The organism is Gracilibacillus sp. YIM 98692 (assembly GCF_010993965.1).
Lineage (GTDB): Bacteria > Bacillota > Bacilli > Bacillales > Amphibacillaceae > Gracilibacillus.
The window spans coordinates 99189-120080 of the sequence record NZ_WIXM01000009.1 but is presented as its reverse complement, the minus strand read 5'-3'; the positions used below and the strand labels follow the sequence as shown (position 1 = coordinate 120080).

Genomic DNA, 20892 nt, shown 5'->3' with positions numbered 1-20892 from the left:
AGGGGCTAGTTTCGTTCATTATAACTCCTGTGGGACAGCGAGAGCTGAAGATCCACTTGGTAAAGGGCTTTTCTTTACCAAGTTAGCTGAAGCCGAGCCCACGGAAAGCGGAGTATTCTGCCGGAGCGAATGATAGCACACATCTCAAATTAGAATGGATGGAATCTACATCGAGACAAATTTTCACTATTGCGCAGTTTGGTTCAACTCTGTAACAAAGAATGTGAAAAGTGTCTTATGACATAGAATAAAATAACCCTTACTATCAAGTAAGGGGGAATTTTCATTTTGAAACTTTCTTTAGTTGCATTTGACCTAAACCACGAGGGATCTCTATCTTTTCTGTTGTCTGTGCTCCAAGCTCCTCTTCAATATATCGTACCGCTACATGAGGATTAATCATCTCCCCACAAGTATAGACATCTATACTTGCATAGCTGTGTTCTGGAAAGCTATGAATGGCTAAATGGGATTCTGAAATGATGACTACTCCACTTATACCAACTGGAGCAAATTTATGAAACGCCACTTCACGAACTTCCGCACCTGCTTTTAACGCAGCATGAACAAAAATGCGCTCGAGTTTGTCTATATCATTTAATAAATCAAGATTACAATGCCAGAGCTCCGCAATGACATGTCTACTTTTTGTATCCATTCGTTATTCCCCCTTTGGTAAACAAAGGTCTTTTGAACAATGATCAATGAACTATCATGGGGGGAAGTTAGTCCAATGACGCCCTAACCCTGTCAGTGTTCACTTATTGGCATTTATTCAAAAGAGTTTTTAAAATCTTATTTCTTTTTCTTAGCCGTTAATTTAGAATAGATATGCAAAAGCATTATATATGCTTTCATACCATTTGACAAGCTTGGTCTTTACACAATCTCCCAGCGATTTAAGATATCTTTTAATTGATCAGCAGAGTGCTCAACCGTACCATTATTATCAATGACAGCATCTGCCTTTCGAACTTTTTCCTTTATATTCATTTGCGAGTTCATACGATTTCTTGCTTCCTTTTCTGTTAACTGATTTCTATCAATCAAACGTTCTAGCTGTGTCTTTTCATCGGCATACACCACAATCGTACGATCCACCAAGTATGTTAAGTTATTTTCAAATAGCAGTGGAATATCTAATACGACAGATGTTGCACCTGCTTCTAGCTGGTCGTTTTTTTCCTTTTCCATTCTGGTCCGAACCGCTGGATGTACGATAGCGTTTAACTTTTGCCTTGCTCTATCATCCTGAAAGATGATTTCCCCTAACTTCTTACGATTAATAGTCTGATCTTCTTGTATCACTTCTTCTCCAAATGTCTCGATAATTTGTTGATACGCTGTTTCACCAGGCTCTACAACTTGTCTTGATACGATATCTGCATCAATCACAGGTATATGATATGTATTTTTAAACATCGCACTAATGGTACTTTTTCCTGTTGCTATATTTCCGGTTAATCCTATTATCATAATTATCGCTCCCTTCTCCCTATTTTGTTTGTTCTCCACGTTTGCAGATAAATGAAATATTGAGCAACTGGAATAAATGAGAATCCTATATTCCAGTTGCGTGTACTGCGTATTAAGCCATCATCACTTTCCATATACCAATGGAAATTAACAATAGACCAGGTAAAAAAGAAAATTTTTGAACAAATGGGATGTGAGCACAATATTTCCCTATGCATACACCAAGAAAAAGAAAAAAGTAAGTAATCGCAAATATCATAATAGGAGTTGTTATAAAGGAAGCTCCCATCATAGATACACCAATTCCTGCACCGAAAGAATCTAAAGATAAAGCGACCCCAATCCAAAAACCTTCCATACCATTAATATTCCCAGAACGGTCAAGATCAGCTGACATAGGCTTTTTCAAAATGTAAAACAAAAAAGATAACCGATTGTTGCTTGGTTTCTTTAATTGCTCACGAAAACAAGATAACAGCAAACAAACTCCCACAACCGCCAAAATAATACCACCGAGCATTTCTGTTGAACGTACCGAAATGATTAAAGTAATAAGTTGTCCGCATGACATTGCAATGGCGAAAATAACAGCCACTGTTAACGAAATTTTGATAATTTCCTTCCATGGCAAAAGTAATCCTCTTAATCCATAAGTAAAGGCAACGAGAAGACTATCTAAACTGATTGCAATTGCAATTAACCATAACATGACCCACCATTGCTCCTTCTCATCTTTTTGGGTTATTATATGGAGCCATGATGGGAAATGTGAGCACTTATACTTTTTGACAAACCGGACAGAAATGAGTCCCTCTTCCGCTTACCTTAACTTTTTCAATATGCGTCTGACATTTTGTACAGCTCTCGCCTTGTTTGCCATAGACGTGCAGTTGTTGTTGAAACATACCGATTTGCCCTTGTGAGTTTACATATGATCGAATTGTTGTTCCCCCTTGTTTAATTGCCATTTCCAATGTTTGAATGGCCGCTTCTAATATTTTTTTAATTTGTTTTTTTGACAATTCGGATCCTTTGGTCAAAGGATGAACAGCAGCTAAAAAGAGTGTTTCATCCACATAAATGTTACCAAGTCCCGCGATAACAGATTGATCTAATAATATATTTTTAATCGAACGATCACTTTTTTGTACTTTATTCGTAAATTCCTTTAGGGAAAAATCTTCTGCTATTGGATCCTTAGCTAGTTGGTTTAACGGCTTTTGCTCATGCTCCGTTCCCTTTTCCCATAAATGCATGGTGCCAAACTTTCTGACATCTCGATATCGTAACTGCCTGTCATCTGTGAAATGGAAAATAATATGTGTGTGATCGATATATGGTTCATTTTTGTGGTAAACACCATATTTTCCTTCCATTCTTAAATGGGAAACAATGACATCATGGTCTAAGTCGAAAAGTAAAAATTTTCCCTTTCGTCTAATATCCTGAATAGTCTGTTTGATGATCCGCTGTTTAAACTCACCAATATCATCAGGTTGTTTTATTATTTTTGGCCACTTAATTTCAATATCTTTTATCTGCTTTCCAATAACTAATTGTTTTAGTGTTTGTCTAATCGTTTCTACTTCAGGTAATTCTGGCATTATCTTTACTCCTTATTACTTTGCATCATACCAAGTGTCCCCATAAGCAACATCTACTTTTAATGGGACACTTAGTTCCATAGCATCTTCCATAACTTCTGTAACAAGTGCTGATAAGTCATCCAGCTCCTGACCAGGTACTTCCAGAATCAACTCATCATGAACCTGTAGAAGCAATCGTGCTTGGAAACCTTGTTCCTTTAGCTTTTTATCTAATTCAATCATAGCTAATTTAATAATATCTGCTGCACTGCCTTGAATAGGCGTATTCATAGCCGTCCGCTCCGCAAAACTACGCACATTAAAATTGCGGCTTGTAATATCAGGCAAATAGCGCCTTCTGTTCATAATAGTGGATACAAAACCATTTTGTTTCGCTTCCTGTACAATTTCTTTCATATAGCTTTTTACTGCAGGATAACTCTCTAAATAACGATCGATAAACGTTTTCGCTTCTTTTCGCGAGATTCCTAAGTTTTGGGATAGTCCGTAATCACTGATACCATAAACAATACCAAAGTTAACCGCTTTTGCCTGTCTCCTCATATCAGCTGTTACTTGATCTTCTGTGACATGAAACACTTCCATTGCTGTTTGAGTGTGTATATCTTTATCCTCTTTGAATGCATTTTGAAGCTTTTCGTCACCTGCAATGTGTGCTAATACCCGAAGTTCAATTTGGGAATAGTCTGCCGCTAAAATCTTCCATCCCTCTTCTGACGGAATAAAAGTTTGACGTATTTTTCTGCCTTCTTCAATACGGATCGGGATATTCTGCAAGTTTGGATCAATAGAGCTTAAGCGCCCTGTTTGAGTTAGAGCTTGATTAAATCTAGTATGAATCTTCTGTTCTTCTTCATCAATAACTTTTACAAGTCCGGCAATATAGGTAGAGTCTAACTTTTTTAATTGACGATAATGTAAAATTTTCTCAATAATCGGATGCTTCCCATCAAGCTTTTCTAATACATCTGCGGAGGTAGAGTAACCTGTTTTAGTTTTCTTAATAACCGGTAACTCTAACTTTTCAAATAAAATAGGCCCTAATTGTTTCGGTGAATTGAGATTGAATGACTCGCCTGCTAACTCATACACTTCTTCCTCCAACTTGCTTAGTCGGTCTTTTAATTCTTCACCCATGTTTAGGAGCTTTTGTTTATCTACTTTTACCCCTGCCGCTTCCATTTCACCTAAAACGATGGCTAGTGGAAGTTCTAGATTTTCGAGCAATTCTAACTGTTTATTTTCTTCTAGCTTCTCTTGCATTTGATTTTTTAGAATAAAAATCAAATTCGTTTTTCGAATAAGGTGTTCCTGCCATACTTCTTTTTCCGGTACTCCCTTTTTCGCACCTTTTCCATATACCTCTTCATCCAATTGAACCTCTGTTTGTCCAAAACGATGACTAATCGCCGGAATATCATGACTATTATCAGATGGGTTAAGTAAATAAGATGCGAGCAATAGATCAAACGTGATTCCTTTTATTTGAATAGAAAAGCGATTCAGAAGGGCTGTCATTTTCTTTGCATCAAATACATACTTTTCTTTTGTCTCATCCTCTGCCCATTCTTTAAAAACCGAGGAAGATCCGATTAATTCAGTCGGAATCAGATACTTTCCTTTATGATTCACAACTGCTATCCCTATGACCGCTTCTTGATGATAATTTTCATTTAAAATTTCAAGCTCCATCGCATCTTGCCCTGTAAACAGGTCCAAAGTAATCTCTTCCACTTTGTCGTATTCGATTTCAGATAGATTCGTTTCCGGTTGTTCCTCGTCATCTCCCGTTATACGACTTAATAAGGATTGAAATCCAAGCTCCATAAAAATATGTTTCACATCATCCGTTGTATACCCATCGTAACTAGTATCTTCTATTGCAATTTCTATAGGGGATGTCCTATTTATCGTAACAAGCTCTTTACTCATAAAGGCGTCATCTTTATGGGTTTCTAATTTTTCTTTTAATTTTTTTCCAGATACATCTTCTAAATGTTCATATATTTCTTCTAATGTATGAAATTGCTTTAAAAGTTTTACAGCTGTTTTTTGTCCAACACCTGGTACACCTGGTATATTATCAGACTTATCCCCCATCAAAGCTTTTAAATCAATGACTTGATCAGGAGTAATCTCCATGTCTTCTTTTAGCGTATCTGGAGTATAAGTCATCACATCACTTATTCCTTTTTTCGTTAAGCGAACATCGACTTGGTCAGAAACAAGTTGTAATAAATCTTTATCTCCCGATATTACTTTTACTTCCCAATCTTTTTCATTCGCTTGATTAGAAATAGTTCCAATAATATCATCGGCTTCATAATTTTCTAATTGATAATGTTTAATATCGAAGGCCTCTAGCAATTCTTTTAAAACAGGAAATTGTTCACTTAATTCGGATGGTGTTTTTTCTCGACCGCCTTTATATTCTTTATATGTATCATGACGAAATGTTGTCTTACCAGCATCAAATGCTACTAATAAATGTGTAGGGTTCTCCTCTTCTATTATTCTTAATAGCATCGTGGTAAAGCCATAAACTGCATTTGTATACACGCCCTTGTCATTATTCAATAAGGGCAAAGCAAAAAACGCACGATAGGCAATACTGTTCCCATCAATCAACACTAATTTATTCGTCATAAATCCGGACTCCTTTTATCAAAGTTATGTGCTTATTTTACCATGTTTTACTCTCATTATCATATCTTGAATAAAGGTAACCATTATGTAATAGGAAAACCGGACATAAACTGCCCGGTTGCACACTACTCAATATATCCTAATAAAAGATCGGCATATGGAGAGCCTTGTGGAATAATAATCGTTGTGTCTCCGTCTACTGTTTTCTTATAAGATTCTAACATTCGATATAGCTGGTAAAACTCTTCATCCTGAGAAAATGCCGCATTGTACATTTCCGCTGCCTCTCGTTCCCCTTCAGCTCGAATTTCTTCTGCTTCAGCATTTGCTGTCGAGAGCATTTCCGTCACATCACGGTCTGCGTTAGCCATAATTCGATTCTTTTCCGCTTCCCCTTGTGACAAATATTGCTGTGCTTGTGATTCACGCTCTGAAATCATGCGGTTAAACACAGATTGTTCGTTTTCTTGTGGTAAATCAGTTCGTTTGATTCGAACATCATCTACTTGAATCCCGTAGTTACCTCTTTCTAATAACATGTTTACTCTTTCCGTTATACGTTGATTTATATCTCCTCTTGTACTTCCTTCATCATTAATAATTTCATCGTAATTCAGTGTACCCAATTCAGAACGAATTACGGAAAAAATAAATTCACCCATTCTAGATTCTGCGCCTATTTCGGACCGAGCGTTGGAGATCATAGCAATAGGATCCGTAATCTCCCAAATCGCATAATTATCAATAATCATCCTTTTTTTATCTAAAGTATTAATTTCTCTTTCCATGACATCATAGACTAATTTTTTATTAGGTAAAGTCGAAACGGTTTGTAGTAATGGGATCCGAAACTTAAGACCTGGTTCGTCTTGAACTCGTATTACTTCTTGAAATTGGCGAACTACTTTATATTCTCCTTCTTTTACAACAAACATACTGCTTCCTATAACGATTAGTAAAATAACTAATATAAGTACAGAAATTCCTATTTTTACAAGACGTTTTATTTCTTTTGGCGACATCTTTTTCATTTCATAAACATTATTATCTGTCATTATTTTCAGCCTCCTCGTTTTTCTCATTATTTCCACCTGATTCCGTTGCTGGTGGTAGAGACTGTGTATTGTTGTTTTGCCCAATCGGTAAGTATTTTAATGTATTGCCATCATCATTCATAATATAAATGTTCGCCTTAGGCAACACTTCATCTAATGTTTCTAATACTAGCCTTTGTCGAGTGATATTTGGATTACTTTCATATGCTTCATATAAAGCATTAAATCCTGCTACATTCCCTCTTGCAGTTTCTATCCTTTCAATTTTATCTCCTTCTGCACGAGAAATAATCGCATCTTTTTCCCCTTGGGCTTCCTCAAACTTTTCATTACGATATTTATTTGCTTCATTTTTCTTTGTGTTCATCGTTTCTCTTGCATCTGTTACCCTCATAAATGCTTGACGAACTTCTTCATTGGGCAAGTCCACTTCTTGTAATTTCACATTTTGAATGGATATTCCAACATCATAATCTTCCATTAACGTCACTAATAAATCCATTACATTATTTTCAATATCTGCTTTTCCATCTGTTAAGGCCTGGTCAATCGTGGAAGAACCAATAATACTTCGTAAAGAGGCAGATGTTGCATTATAAAGTACTTGTTGTGGATCATTTGAATGGAACAAATACTTACTAGGCTCAATAATTTTCCATTGCACAACTAAATCTGCCTGTAAAATATTTTCATCGCCTGTAATCATTCGAACCACATCTGCATTTTCTGCGTTTTCCTCATCGTAGCCAAAATTTAAACTAAATGTTTCCTTTGACAGTGTTTCCACCGATTGAATAGGCCAAGGCATTTTAAAATGCAAACCTGGTTCCGTTATTCCTTCTTCAGCTTTACCAAAAGTAATCAAAACAGCTTGATCCGATTCATCCACTGTATACCAGCTCGTTAGTGCGACAACACCAAGAATCAAGACTGCAATGACAATACCTATCCAACTGTAAATTTGCTTAAGTGTCACTATTTTTCCCCCTTTTTTCTTTCTATGCAGCACTAAAATTATTACTGTCTATATTACTATTACGAAACGAGTGTACCAGAGGTTTCAAATAAACAAAATAAAAATGGTGATGGAATGTCATACATTCCTCACCACTTTTTTGGTACTTTTACAATAAATGTAGATCCTTCATCCACTTCACTTTCCACCGTAATAGATCCCTTATGTGCCTCCACAATATGCTTAACAATAGCAAGGCCTAATCCAGTTCCTCCCGTATTTCTGCTTCTTGCTCTGTCCACTCGATAGAAACGCTCAAATATTCTTTGTTTAGCATCGTCTGGAATACCAATTCCTGTATCGGATACCTTTATTTCAACCTCTTCACTGTTTTCCTGTAATGATAACCCTACAGTTCCATCTTCACTAGTGTAACTAATCGCATTGTATAATAAATTTAATAATACTTGTTGAAGACGGTCAGGATCTCCATTAAATGTTACACCACTTTCAATATTTGGTTGAAAAGATATCGACTTTTTTTGCGCTTGTTGTTCCACTAATCTTATAATACTTTGAATCCAGCTATCCACATGAATTAATTTTTGTGCTAGCTTCATTTCTTCTTTTTCTAATTTCGATAATTCTAATAAATCATCTACTAATGCTTGTAATCGTGTACTTTCCTTTAAAATGATGTGGAGAAATTCTTCGGTTAAACCTTTATCCTCCATCGCTCCATCTAGCAATGTTTCTGCAAAACCCCGAATCGATGTTACGGGGGTTTTTAATTCATGAGAAACATTAGCGACAAAATCTTTACGCATCTCTTCCACTCGCTTAAGTTCAGTTATATCGTGGAAGACCAATACTGCACCTTTCAATTCTCTTAGATCATTAAAAACAGGCGCCCCAACTACCTCTATATAATGTTTATTTCCATTTATTATTGTGGTAATAGCTCCTGTCATCTTTTCTTCATATAAAAAAGTTTCCTGTACTACTTTATGGATACTTGTTTGTGTTAGGACATCATAATATAAGTAACCAATATATTGCACCGATTTATTGCCAAACATATGTATGAATTTTCGATTGACTAAATGGACATACCCTCGTTCATCAATCAGCATTAAGCCACTTTCCATATTATTAATAACGGTTTTCCATTGACTGCCTTGCATTTTTTCTTGGATTGACATCTCTTGTAAATTTCTAGCCAAAACATTGATAGAATTACTTAGTTTCTGTGCTTCTCCATATGGTTTTACATATGTTCGTACATTATAATTTCCTTTTACTAGTTCATTCGTTACATTGCTCGCTGCACGAATCGGTCTAACATAGTTTTCAAACATATGATAAATAAGTACTAACACAATAATGAGGCCAATCAATAAAGAAAACAAAATAAAAATTTGTTCTTCATTTGCAACAAGTGAGATTACCATCAATCCTATTAATAAAAAAACAGATATCACAATAAAAATATATCGGTAAAATAAATTTGCTCTTGACTTGTCATCCATTTAAAAAGGCTCCTCCATTTTATAACCTAGCCCTCTAATGGTTTTAATATAGACTGGATGTTTTGTATCAGGTTCAATTTTTTCACGAAGGTGACTAACATGCACATCTACTATACGAGTATCTCCGACAAAATCATAATTCCAAACAGCGCTTAATAATTGGTCACGAGACAACACTTTCCCTTTATGCTTAGCTAAATAATGCAATAATTCAAATTCTTTTCTTGTAAAACTAAGTGACTCTCCATTAATAACCGCTTCATATTGCTGAGGATATATCACTAATTCAGCAATCTTTATATTGGCGTTTTCTGCCATCTCTTCTGCTTTTCTAATCCGACGTAAAATAGCCTTAATTCTCGCGGTAACTTCCTTCGGGCTAAATGGCTTCGTTAAATAATCATCTGCACCTAACTCTAGTCCTAACACTTTATCGAATTCATCATCTTTTGCCGTTAACATTAATATGGGTGTTTCAATTTGTTTTTGCCTCAAGGCTTTACACACTTCTGTTCCTTCCATTCCTGGAAGCATTAAATCCAAGATAATCAAATCGAACTCTCCTGTGGAAGCTTTTTGAAGAGCTTCATTGCCATCAAAAGCGATATCCGTCTGATACCCTGCTTTTTCAATGTTATATTGTAATAATGTAACAATTGATTGTTCATCGTCTACTATTAAGACTTTCTCTTCCATTGTAGCACCCCATCCAAATTCTATTTTATCTTTATCATACATGGAGGTATAAGTAATGTGAATAGCTAGTATGCAGAAATATGGTAATTTTTATGTTAAAAATTATTTACAATTTTTTAATTTTTATTAATATTTATTTGATAAAGAAAGAACTCCATCAGCAGGGAGCTTACAGATGATTGTTCAACATGATAAAAATTTTGGGTGCAGCATGGGAAAAATAATAACACTGCTTTCTTGGAGCTCAAACTTGGCTGTGCTAACTCTAATTCCAGTCACTAGTCAAAACTGTCGTAATGTCGCCGTAGAACCAAACTACGAACTCGTGAAAATTTGTCTGGTGTCGCTTCCTTGTATTCTTGTTTGAAATGTGTGCTACTATTCGCTCCGGTAGAATACTGCGCTTTCACCCAAGGGCACAAGTGCAACATCTACTCAAGCAAAAATCGCTTTCGTAGTGTTTTCTATGCCGTCGGGCTCGGCCTCAGCTAACTTGGTAAAGAAAAACCCTTTACCAAGTGGATCTTCAGCTCTCGCTGTCCCACAGGAGTCTCCGTATTCTACCTTCGCTAATAAAGGTGTTCTGCCTTCTGGGAGAATAGACCCATTGGAATTCATTTCTTTGTACTATTTCTTTTTTCAATCAGAACACCACACAAAGCGGAGGCAAGATACGTAGACTCCAACAGGAACTCACGCGAGCCACAGACCCCGTGATGCACCTGCGTCTTCTAGTATCGCTTTGAAGTAGGCTTACTCGGTGCAAGGTGGCAAAGAAGTTATTTCCAGTAGTTCCCTGGCTAAGGCCGTGCCCGTGGAAAGCGAAGTATCTTGCCGAAGCGATTATTTGCACTCATCTTCGGGAGAATAGTAGAAAGTCATGCTAAAGTTATTGCGTAGTATATGGATATTATGAATGAATTTTACGCTTTCTTAACGTGTAAAAAAAGTCTTACTTGTAATAACGACAAGTAAGACTTTCTTTCAATTAGAGTAAGAGATGTAAACTAGTGCGTATAAGGCACTAAATGTCCGATCTCTTAACCCATATTTTTAATTAATGCATCAGCAAATTCTGATGATTTCACTTCTGTTGCACCATCCATTAAACGAGCAAAGTCATATGTTACTACCTTAGAACCAATTGTATCGTCCATAGATTTTATGATTAGATCTGCAGCTTCTCTCCAACCTAAGTGTTCTAACATTAAAACACCAGATAAGATAACAGATGATGGATTTACTTTGTCTAAACCAGCATATTTCGGTGCAGTACCATGTGTTGCTTCGAAAATAGCATGACCAGATTCGTAGTTAATGTTCGCACCTGGTGCAATACCAATACCGCCAACCTGAGCAGCTAGTGCATCCGATACGTAGTCACCATTTAAGTTCATTGTTGCTACAACATCAAACTCTTTTGGACGGGTTAAGATTTGTTGTAAGAAGATATCTGCAATAGCATCTTTCACAATGATTTTTCCAGCTTTTTCAGCAGCTGCTTGCGCTTCATCTGCCGCTTCACGGCCTTTTTCTTCTGCGATTTGGTCATATTCAGCCCATGTGAAGACTTTATCTCCATATTCTCTTTCCGCAAGTTCATATCCCCAGTTTTTGAAGGCACCTTCTGTAAACTTCATAATGTTACCTTTATGTACTAAAGTTACACTCTTACGACCTTCTTTAATAGCATAATCAATAGCAGCTCGTACTAGACGGCTTGTCCCTTCTTCAGATACTGGTTTTACACCGATACCAGAAGTTTCAGGGAAGCGAATGTTCTCTACTCCCATTTCATTTTGTAAGAAGTCTATAACTTTCTTTACTTCGTCAGATCCTTTTTGCCACTCAATACCAGCATAAATATCTTCTGTATTTTCACGGAAAATTGCCATATCTGTATCTTGAGGGCGTTTTACTGGAGATGGAACCCCTTCAAACCAACGTACTGGACGCAAGCAAGTAAATAGGTCTAATTTTTGACGTAATGCTACGTTTAAAGAACGGATTCCTCCACCGATAGGAGTTGTTAAAGGACCCTTAATAGCAATTTTATATTCACGGATAACATCTAATGTTTCTTCCGGCAACCATTCACCTGTTTGGTTATAAGCTTTCTCCCCTGCTAATACTTCTTTCCATTCAATACCTTTTTCACCGTTATAAGCTTTATCTACTGCTGCTTCTAATACACGGCTTGCAGCTGCCCAGATATCCGGACCTGTTCCATCCCCTTCGATAAATGGAATAATTGGTTTATTAGGTGTTTGAACCACACCATTTTCTACTGTAATCTTTTCACCCATTCTTCTATTCCTCCTAATGTTTGTTTATTTATGTTATATCATTTTCAATATGAAAATGGTTAACGCTCGTTAATGTCTGTATAATATTGCTTTTGTGGACCGACATATTCTGCTCGTGGACGAATTAATCGATTGTTATCGTACTGCTCTAAAATATGGGCGATCCAACCAGAGAAGCGGCTCATCGCAAAGATTGGCGTGTATAAATCATGTTTAATCCCTAAACTATGGTACACTGACGCTGAATAAAAATCAACATTTGCTGGCAGCCCTTTCTCCTTCTTGATGTAATCTTCAATTTTTTCAGACATTTGATACCATTTTTCCATATTATTTTTTTTCGTAAGTTCTTTAGACATTTTCTTTAAATGTTTTGCTCGAGGATCTCCATTTTTATAAACACGATGCCCCATTCCCATAATCTTTTCTTTATTAGCCATTTTTTCTTTTACAAATGGAATCGCATTATCTACTTCCTCTATCTCTAAGAGCATGTTCATTACTTGTTCGTTAGCTCCACCATGCAGAGGTCCTTTTAATGCACTAATAGCAGCCGTAATACCAGAATAAATATCTGATAATGTCGCTACACAAACTCTAGACGTAAATGTGGAAGCATTTAATTCATGATCTGCATGTAACACTAGTGCTTTATTGATAGCTTCTGCTTCAAGATCTCCAGGCTCTTCTCCCTTTAACATATATAAGAAGTTCGCTGCATAGCTTAAACCTTCTTTAGGTTGAACCGGATCTAATCCATCGCGAATACGTGAAAAAGCGGTTACGACCGAAGAAACTTTTGCTTGTAATTTAATCGCTTTACGCTTATTTGCTTCTTTACTCATGTCATCCGCTTCATCGTCGTACAAGCTTAACATGGAAATAGCTGTACGCAACGCTGCCATTGGATGAACTTTATGTATATCATATGCTTTAAAATGATCAATGACTGCATCTGGCAATACCATATTATCAAATAGATCTTTTTCTAATGCTGATAACTCTTCTTTATTAGGTAATCGTTTATTCCATAATAGGAAGACCACTTCTTCAAAACTAGCATTTTCAGCTAAATCATCAATGGTATAACCAACATAGGTTAACTGATCATCAATGATAGAACTAATGGACGATTCTGCTGCAATAACCCCTTCTAGTCCTTTCGTTGTTGACATAACATTCCTCTCCTTTTCTTATCCTGAATTTGCTGTCAGCAAGAACTGACTCTTATCAAGCACATTTTTACGATGCTTTTGAACATCCCCATGCCTATTATAAACAAACTACAATAGATAGTAAATGAAAACGATTAAAATTAATCATATAATCTTCCCTTATAGCATAGCTTGTATTACTGTGTCTTAAAACCAATATGTAAGATTATGCGACAATGGGTTTTAAAAGGGCAACAAGTTTACTGCTTTGATAAGAAGATAGGCAATTCCTGCCCCAATTAAAGGACCTACTGCTACACCCTGAAACACTACAACAGCAATGATAGTACCGATAACTAGTGCTGTTGTTATATGCGGATCATTGGCTAGCAAGGTAAGACCATTTTTAGCGATCACTGCAACAAAAATACCAGATGCAAGAGCAATCCAAGCATGAAAAGACTTCACACTTTCTAATAAATCTTTAAATCCTATTTCACCAGTAGCAATTGGGATCAATACAGCTACTGTAATGATAATAACGCCCCAGCCTATCCCTTTATCTTGTAAATATGGAAAAAATTTATCATCTAATTTAACAAGTTTTAATCCAAATAGAATATATACTGCTACCATAATTGCTTGGTTTTTCCCAAAATATCCAAGCAAAAAAAGAATGATTAAGAAAATAGTTGAGCCGCTAATCATGTTGAATTCCTCCGCAATATTTTGCCAGTTACATCTTATCATATGTACGTGTTAATGAAAAACATATACCGTTTTTAAAGCGAGGTTGGCTATCATGTTCATCACTAAAAATACACTATATCGCAGTACTATATTGTTGGCTGTGATAAGCTTGTTCATTATATCGGTTTTTTTCACCATACAGTATTTATTTCCATTTGTATTGGCGTGCCTATTTGCATTGATTCTCTATCCTATCATTTCACTCTTAGTAAGAATTACTCATTTACATCATACAATTAGTTGTCTTCTCGTAATTTGTTCTGCTATCGTGGTAACAGTTGTTTCCATGATATTTATTTTGATGGAATTATTTCAAGGAATTGTTTATTTGAGCAAATGGATTCCAGAAAAATTTCAATCTCTCTTTTTAGAGATAGCTGGATCAATAAACGCCATGCTTATACCTATTATGCAAAAAATCACATCATATATGAATAGCCTTTCAGAGGAACAACATGCTCTCATTCGAGAACAGGTCGAAGAATTAAGTATTAACCTAGCAGATAAAATGGGACAAGTCATAGAAGGGGTATTGAATTGGATTGGATCTCAACTTGCTGCACTGCCTGGTTCGATTACTATTATCATCTTTTCCCTATTACTAACTTTTTTTATTTGTAAGGATTGGGGTTCAATCAAGGCATTCATGCTAGAAAAGATACCACCAAAACCAATAGAAGTTTTCCAAGATATTTGCATAGAGATGAAACGAACATTCTGGCAATATATAAAAGCACAGCTATTATTAGTAACTATTGCTTTCATTACGATTTTTATTGGGCTTATGCTGATTGGAATAAAACATGCTTTTACGATCGCAGTGATTATTGCGATGATTGATTTATTACCAATATTAGGTACAGCCGTCGTATTTTTCCCTTGGATTCTTTACCTATTTGTTATTGGAGATATCTCTAGTGGGATTAGCATTTCCCTGCTCTATACAGTGGTTGTTGCTACGAGACAAATACTTGAACCAAAACTAGTTTCTAACGCTATAGGAATACATCCCATATTAACTATCTTATCTATTTATCTTAGCTTTCAAATTTTTGGTGTGAAAGGAATTTGGCTTGGACCTGCTCTTTTACTAATCTTTAAGGCTTTTCATCAAGTTCAATTATTTGCAATCACTCGTGACTATATTCTATCGGATAAGCCCTATCGTCTATAAATCGTAAAACTGCCTTTATTAGCTAAATGCTGGAACCATTTTCTTAACCATTGTTTAATCGGCTTACGGGTTACCGGTATGAGTAAAAGGAAACCTATCGCATCTGTGATAAATCCGGGAGTTAAAAGGACGGTACCACCGACTAATATGCAGATACCGTCAAAAATTTCTTCTTGTGGCACTCTGCCATAAGCCATAGCATTCCTAGCATTATACAGCGTTTCAAGGCCTTGTTGTTTGGCTAACCATGCACCAATCACACCTGTTAGTAAAATCAATAACACAACCCACCACGGGCCAATTTGCCCACCTGCCCACACAAGGACTCCTATTTCTAATGCTGGTACAACCAGTACAAATAATAAAATCCATCGAAACATACTGCTCTTTCCTTTCATTTGTAGATATAGAAACTATACGAGCTCCAAAAGAGAACCTGAGGTACACCGCTTCGGAAAAGCACTCGCTTTCCGGAGTGGCATCATAGCACTCATCTTAAAAGAATTTTTCAAAGTTTACATCGCAGTTTAAAAAATAACCTAACTTTTCAGAAAAAGTGCTTATGATAAAAAGAGAAGAAGGTTATCCCTTCTTCTCTCATTAATTATAAGACACTTGCATGTCCTGCGTAAATGTCTCCTTTATTGGCATCAATAGTAATATCTTGCCCATCTTGAATTAAATCAAGTGCATTCTCTACTCCAACAATAACAGGAATACCTAAACTAAGGCCTACAACAGCTGCATGTGATGTTAGACCACCTTCAACTGTCACAATACCTGCTGCTTTTTCAATAGAACCCATCATATCCTTATCTGTGCCATAAGTTACAATAATATCATCTTGGTTCACTTTTAAATTTGCTTCTTCGGCATTTTTCGCAGTAACAGCACGTCCGTATGCACTACCTTTTCCAACACCTTGTCCTTTAGCTAATACATCGCCAATAACATGGACTTTTAAAAGATTCGTTGTGCCGCTTTCCCCAACTGGTACACCTGCTGTAATAATGACACGGTCTCCGCGCTTAAAGCAATTTGATTGCAAGCCTCTTTCAATCGCCTCTTCTAATACATCATCTGTTGTATGTAATAATGTACCTGAAATGGTTTCTACTCCCCAAACAAGCGCTAATCTTCTACTAACTTGCTCTTGGAAAGTAACCGCAATAATAGGCGCTTCTGGGCGATATTTTGAGATCATTCTTGCAGTAAAGCCACTAACTGTAGGAGTTAAAATGGCATCAACATTTAGATTCATAGCAGAGTGATTAACTGATTGACTAATAGCATCAGTAATAGTCATATCTGTCGCTTTAGAACGTAGATCTAATACGTTTTTGTGATCAATGCCTGTTTCTGCTTTCTTGGCTATGTTACTCATCGTTTCTACTGCTTCGATCGGATAATCACCCGCAGCAGTTTCGCCGGAAAGCATAATAGCGTCTGTGCCGTCAAAAATAGCATTAGCAACATCGGAAGCCTCTGCACGTGTTGGTCTTGGATTACGTTGCATGGAATCTAACATTTGTGTAGCCGTAATAACTGGTTTACCTACATTGTTACATTTTTCAATCATGGCTTTTTGTACTAAAGGTACATCTTCTGGAGGAATTTCTACCCCTAAGTCACCACGAGCAACCATTAACCCATCACTTACTTGAAGAATTGAATCAAGGTTGTCGACACCTTCTTGATTTTCAATTTTTGGAATTACTTGGATATGTGTTGCCTCATTTTCTTCCAACAACCCTCTAATTTCTAGTACATCAGATGCACGACGTACGAAAGATGCTGCAATAAAATCCACACCTTGATCGATTCCAAAATTAATGTCTGCGGCATCTTTATCTGTGATACCAGGTAAATTGACACTTACATTTGGTACGTTTACACCTTTCTTATTTTTCAGTAAGCCTGTGTTTAATGCAACGGTTTTCAGTTCGTTTTGTTCTTTTAACACTTCCGTTACTTCTAAGGCAATAAGCCCATCATCAAGCAATAGCTTGGCTCCTACTTCTACATCATTGATTAACTCTGGATATGTAACAGAAATTCTTTCCTCAGATCCTTCGATATCATCCATAGAAACATAAACCGTGTTTCCTTTTTCAATATATGCTTGTCCATCTTTTAAAGTACCTGTTCTAATCTCAGGACCTTTTGTATCTAATAAAATAGCTACCGTTTTCCCTAGTTTTTTTGCCGCTTTTCTAATATTTTCGATTCTGGCACCATGCTCATCGAAATCCCCATGAGAGAAATTTAAGCGAGCAACATTCATCCCTGCTTTGATTAGCTCTTCAAGCTTCTCTATCGACTCCGAAGCAGGTCCAATTGTACAAACAATTTTTGTTCTTCTCATTATATATCCTCCTTCAATCATCCCAAACACTATATATCAACATATTAACATTTCTTAAAATGAAACACACTATTAAATAGATAATTGATTAGCTAGTTTATACATGTTCATATTAACATTGTGTTTTGTATTTAAAATCTCTAAAATGTCACTATATACGACCATATTATTTTCAACACCAACCATTTTCCCGCCAATATTTTCTAATAATAGATCTACCCCTTTGGCACCTAACCTACTAGCTAAGACACGATCATAACCAGAAGGAGAACCCCCGCGTTGAATATGTCCCAACACTGTAACACGAGTATCCATTTTGGTCTCTTCTTCTATTTTCTTACCATATTCCACACCGCTGCCTACACCTTCAGCTAAGATAATAATACTATGTTTTTTCCCGCGTTCTTGTCCACGTTTTAATTTAGCCACAACACTTTCAAAGCTTTCTGTTTGCTCAGGGATAATCACACTTTCAGCACCGTTTGCAAGTCCTGCCCATAACGCAAGATCCCCGGCATCTCTACCCATAACTTCGATCACATATGTACGTTCATGAGAAGTGGCGGTATCACGAATTTTATCTACAGCATTAACAATTGTATTCAATGCAGTATCAAAGCCAATTGTATAATCTGTTCCAGGAATATCATTATCAATGGTGCCAGGAACACCAATACAAGGAAACCCTTTTTCAGTTAATTTCGCTGCACCGCGGAAAGAGCCATCTCCTCCAATAACAATTAAACCCTCAATACCGAATTCTTTCATTTGCTCAATAGCCTTATATTGCCCATCATCTGTCTTGAATTCTTCTGATCGAGCAGAATATAAAATGGTCCCGCCTCGTTGAATGATATCCCCAACGGAACCTAGCTCCATTTTCTTTATATTTCCTTCCATTAAGCCTTCGTAGCCATTGTAAACACCATATACTTCTACATCATGGTACATCGCTTTACGAACAACAGCACGAACTGCGGCATTCATTCCTGGAGCGTCTCCGCCACTCGTTAGAACAGCAATTTTTTTCATTATGTCACCTCTTTACAAAATAAATTGATCCTTCTTTCATTTTTCTCCATTATTCTTTTTATTTAAACAGCACAAAACAGTAATACCACATAAGATTATACATGAAAATATATTGAAACTCATCCCTAAACACTAATATTTTAGATGATTTCTATCACAATGAAAAGGAAAAATTAATTTCATAAGTAAAAAAACACAAAAGAAAAGCATCTTCCTTTTAATGCGAAGATACTTTTCGAACTTATTTAAATATTTACTAACGATTGAACTTCACCAATAGTCTTATACTTTTCCCATCTGTTCTCTAATAAAGCGGCGTCAGATAATGCACTTAATTCCTTTAATGAAGAACCGATGACTTCCCTAATATTTTGTGCTTGCACCTTAAGATCTCGATGTGCACCACCTAAAGGTTCAGTAATAACTTCATCCACAACACCTAAATCTTTTAAGTCTGGAGCGGTGATTTTTAATGATTTAGCCGCTCTTTCTGCTTGTCCTGCGTCCTTCCATAACAGTGCTGCTGCACCTTCTGGAGAAATAACAGAGTAAGTGGAATTCTCTAACATATGAATTTTATCACCAACACCTATTCCTAGTGCTCCACCACTTCCGCCTTCTCCAATCACAATACAAATAATCGGCACTTTTATTCCTGACATTTCCATCAAGTTTCTTGCAATGGCTTCACTTTGGCCTCTTTGTTCAGCAGCCTTCCCAGGATAAGCACCTTTTGTATCAATAAACGTAATAATGGGACGATTGAATTTTTCCGCTTGCTTCATATGACGCAATGCTTTTCGATAACCTTCTGGGTGAGGCATACCAAAATTACGATCAATATTTTCTTTTGTATTTTTACCTCTTTGCTGTCCTATCACCGTTACGGGTTTCCCATTATATTTCGCAATTCCTGAAACGACTGCCTCATCATCTCCATACAAACGGTCTCCATGAAATTCAATAAAATCTGTGAAAATTTCTGCAATATAATCTAAAGAAGTAGGTCTATCCGTATGACGAGCAATTTGAACTCGATCCCAAGGTTCTAAGTTGCCATAAATATCATTTTCAAGCTTTTCTAATCTATCCTCCATTTTGGAGATTTCATCCGATAAATCGATATCACTGTCTTGAGTTAATGATTTTAATTCTTCAATTTTTTCGCGAAGTTCAACGACAGGCTTTTCAAATTCTAACACTTGCTTCATTAACGTTGACCCCCTGACTGATGCATATCTAAAATAGTTGATAATGTATCCCGCATTTCCAACCTTGGAATGACTTTATCTACTTGACCATGTTTCAACTGAAACTCTGCTGTTTGAAAATCATCAGGAAGCTTTTCACGAATCGTCTGTTCAATAATTCTTCTTCCAGCAAAGCCGATAAGGGCACCTGGTTCAGCAAAATTATAATCACCAATGGATGCAAAACTTGCGGACACTCCTCCAGTTGTAGGGTTAGTCATAACAGATATAAATAAACCACCCTCGGCATGAAGACGCTGAATCGCCATTGAAGTTTTAGCCATCTGCATTAAACTAAGTACACCTTCTTGCATTCTGGCACCACCAGAAGCAGTAAAGATAATAATCGGGATTTGCAAATCACGAGCATTCTCTATTGCTCTAGCTATTTTTTCTCCAACGACTGAACCCATGCTCCCCATTCGAAAGCGGGCATCCATGACAGCAATTGCTGTTCGAGCACCGTGAATTTTTCCTTCCCCTGTTACAACGGCTTCGTTTAAACCAGTTTTTTGTTGATCTTTCTTCACTTTTTCTTCATATTGCGGAAATTCCAACGGGTTTTGTGATAATAAGTCCTTGTCCCATTCTACAAACGTCTCTGAATCTAATAAAAATTGAATACGTTCCTGAGAAGAAATTTGATGATGATGTCCACATTCAGGACACACATTTAAATTTTTTTGTAATTCCTTTTGATAATATATTTTTTGACAGCCTCCGCACTTTTGCATAAGGCCCTCTGGTACATCTTTTTTTGCTTTTTCTCCTGGAATGGATGCATACTTCTTCTTTTTTCCAAATAAATCTTTCAGCAAGGATTATTCCTCCTTTAATACCATACATTTCCTTGTTTACAAGCGATGACTTAATAAAACGGTTAATAATAGCAGTTAA

At 36.5% G+C, this 20892-nt stretch carries 19 protein-coding genes; 1 reads left to right on the top strand and 18 read right to left on the bottom strand.

What is annotated here, in order from left to right:
• Positions 1-283 precede the first annotated feature (283 nt).
• The 13 genes from speD to GHD00_RS10585 all read right to left on the bottom strand — a co-directional run bounded on the left by speD (position 284) and on the right by GHD00_RS10585 (position 14132).
• The gene (speD, locus tag GHD00_RS10645; protein WP_163538142.1) at positions 284-658 is read right to left on the bottom strand and encodes an adenosylmethionine decarboxylase; all 375 of its coding nucleotides are present in this window, start codon (positions 656-658) and stop codon (positions 284-286) included.
• A 221-nt stretch (positions 659-879) separates the two neighbouring features.
• The gene (gene coaE, locus GHD00_RS10640; protein ID WP_163538152.1) at positions 880-1482 is read right to left on the bottom strand and encodes a dephospho-CoA kinase; all 603 of its coding nucleotides are present in this window, start codon (positions 1480-1482) and stop codon (positions 880-882) included.
• A 106-nt stretch (positions 1483-1588) separates the two neighbouring features.
• Positions 1589-2221: a sporulation membrane protein YtaF gene (gene ytaF, locus GHD00_RS10635; protein WP_276208266.1), complete on the bottom strand. Its 633-nt coding sequence runs from the start codon at positions 2219-2221 to the stop codon at positions 1589-1591.
• Between the two features lie 31 nt (positions 2222-2252).
• On the bottom strand, positions 2253-3080 hold the full coding sequence (gene mutM, locus GHD00_RS10630) for a DNA-formamidopyrimidine glycosylase (protein ID WP_163538140.1): 828 nt from the start codon (positions 3078-3080) through the stop codon (positions 2253-2255).
• 15 nt (positions 3081-3095) lie between these two features.
• Positions 3096-5729, bottom strand: a complete 2634-nt coding sequence (gene polA / locus GHD00_RS10625; RefSeq protein WP_163538139.1) for a DNA polymerase I — start codon at positions 5727-5729, stop codon at positions 3096-3098.
• 125 nt (positions 5730-5854) lie between these two features.
• On the bottom strand, positions 5855-6784 hold the full coding sequence (gene hflC, locus GHD00_RS10620) for a protease modulator HflC (protein WP_163538138.1): 930 nt from the start codon (positions 6782-6784) through the stop codon (positions 5855-5857).
• Positions 6774-7763 carry an FtsH protease activity modulator HflK gene (gene hflK, locus GHD00_RS10615; RefSeq protein ID WP_163538151.1) on the bottom strand — a complete coding sequence of 330 codons (990 nt, stop codon included), beginning with the start codon at positions 7761-7763 and terminating at the stop codon, positions 6774-6776. The genes hflC and hflK overlap by 11 nt, the downstream gene beginning before the upstream one ends.
• A 125-nt stretch (positions 7764-7888) precedes the next feature.
• Positions 7889-9268 (bottom strand): two-component system histidine kinase PnpS, encoded by a 1380-nt coding sequence (gene pnpS, locus GHD00_RS10610; protein ID WP_163538137.1) that lies wholly within the window; start codon positions 9266-9268, stop codon positions 7889-7891.
• Entirely contained in the window at positions 9269-9964 is a 696-nt protein-coding gene (locus tag GHD00_RS10605) for a response regulator transcription factor (RefSeq protein WP_163538136.1), read from the bottom strand.
• A gap of 435 nt (positions 9965-10399) precedes the next feature.
• A complete protein-coding gene (locus tag GHD00_RS10600; protein ID WP_163538135.1) occupies positions 10400-10582 on the bottom strand; it encodes a hypothetical protein in 183 nt (60 codons plus the stop codon).
• Between the two features lie 422 nt (positions 10583-11004).
• Positions 11005-12270 carry an NADP-dependent isocitrate dehydrogenase gene (gene icd / locus GHD00_RS10595; RefSeq protein WP_163538134.1) on the bottom strand — a complete coding sequence of 422 codons (1266 nt, stop codon included), beginning with the start codon at positions 12268-12270 and terminating at the stop codon, positions 11005-11007.
• A 59-nt stretch (positions 12271-12329) separates the two neighbouring features.
• Positions 12330-13445, bottom strand: a complete 1116-nt coding sequence (gene citZ, locus GHD00_RS10590) for a citrate synthase (protein ID WP_163538133.1) — start codon at positions 13443-13445, stop codon at positions 12330-12332.
• A gap of 222 nt (positions 13446-13667) precedes the next feature.
• On the bottom strand, positions 13668-14132 hold the full coding sequence (locus GHD00_RS10585; RefSeq protein ID WP_163538132.1) for a DUF441 domain-containing protein: 465 nt from the start codon (positions 14130-14132) through the stop codon (positions 13668-13670).
• Positions 14133-14226: 94 nt separating this feature from the next.
• Here GHD00_RS10585 and ytvI point away from each other — a divergent pair, with 94 nt between their 5' ends.
• A complete protein-coding gene (gene ytvI / locus GHD00_RS10580; RefSeq protein ID WP_163538131.1) occupies positions 14227-15348 on the top strand; it encodes a sporulation integral membrane protein YtvI in 1122 nt (373 codons plus the stop codon).
• On the opposite strand, the gene GHD00_RS10575 is transcribed toward ytvI, so the two are convergent.
• From GHD00_RS10575 to accD, 5 genes are all read right to left on the bottom strand, one after another.
• Entirely contained in the window at positions 15336-15728 is a 393-nt protein-coding gene (locus GHD00_RS10575; protein ID WP_163538130.1) for an FxsA family protein, read from the bottom strand. The genes ytvI and GHD00_RS10575 overlap by 13 nt on opposite strands.
• 224 nt (positions 15729-15952) lie before the next feature.
• Complete coding sequence (gene pyk, locus GHD00_RS10570) at positions 15953-17713, bottom strand: pyruvate kinase (protein WP_163538129.1); 1761 nt, start codon at positions 17711-17713, stop codon at positions 15953-15955.
• A 72-nt stretch (positions 17714-17785) separates the two neighbouring features.
• Positions 17786-18745 (bottom strand): 6-phosphofructokinase, encoded by a 960-nt coding sequence (pfkA, locus tag GHD00_RS10565; protein WP_163538128.1) that lies wholly within the window; start codon positions 18743-18745, stop codon positions 17786-17788.
• 245 nt (positions 18746-18990) lie between these two features.
• Positions 18991-19956 (bottom strand): acetyl-CoA carboxylase carboxyl transferase subunit alpha, encoded by a 966-nt coding sequence (gene accA / locus GHD00_RS10560; RefSeq protein WP_163538127.1) that lies wholly within the window; start codon positions 19954-19956, stop codon positions 18991-18993.
• Positions 19956-20813 (bottom strand): acetyl-CoA carboxylase, carboxyltransferase subunit beta, encoded by an 858-nt coding sequence (gene accD / locus GHD00_RS10555; protein WP_163538126.1) that lies wholly within the window; start codon positions 20811-20813, stop codon positions 19956-19958. Before accD ends, accA begins: the two co-directional genes overlap by 1 nt.
• Between the last annotated feature and the right edge of the window lie 79 nt (positions 20814-20892).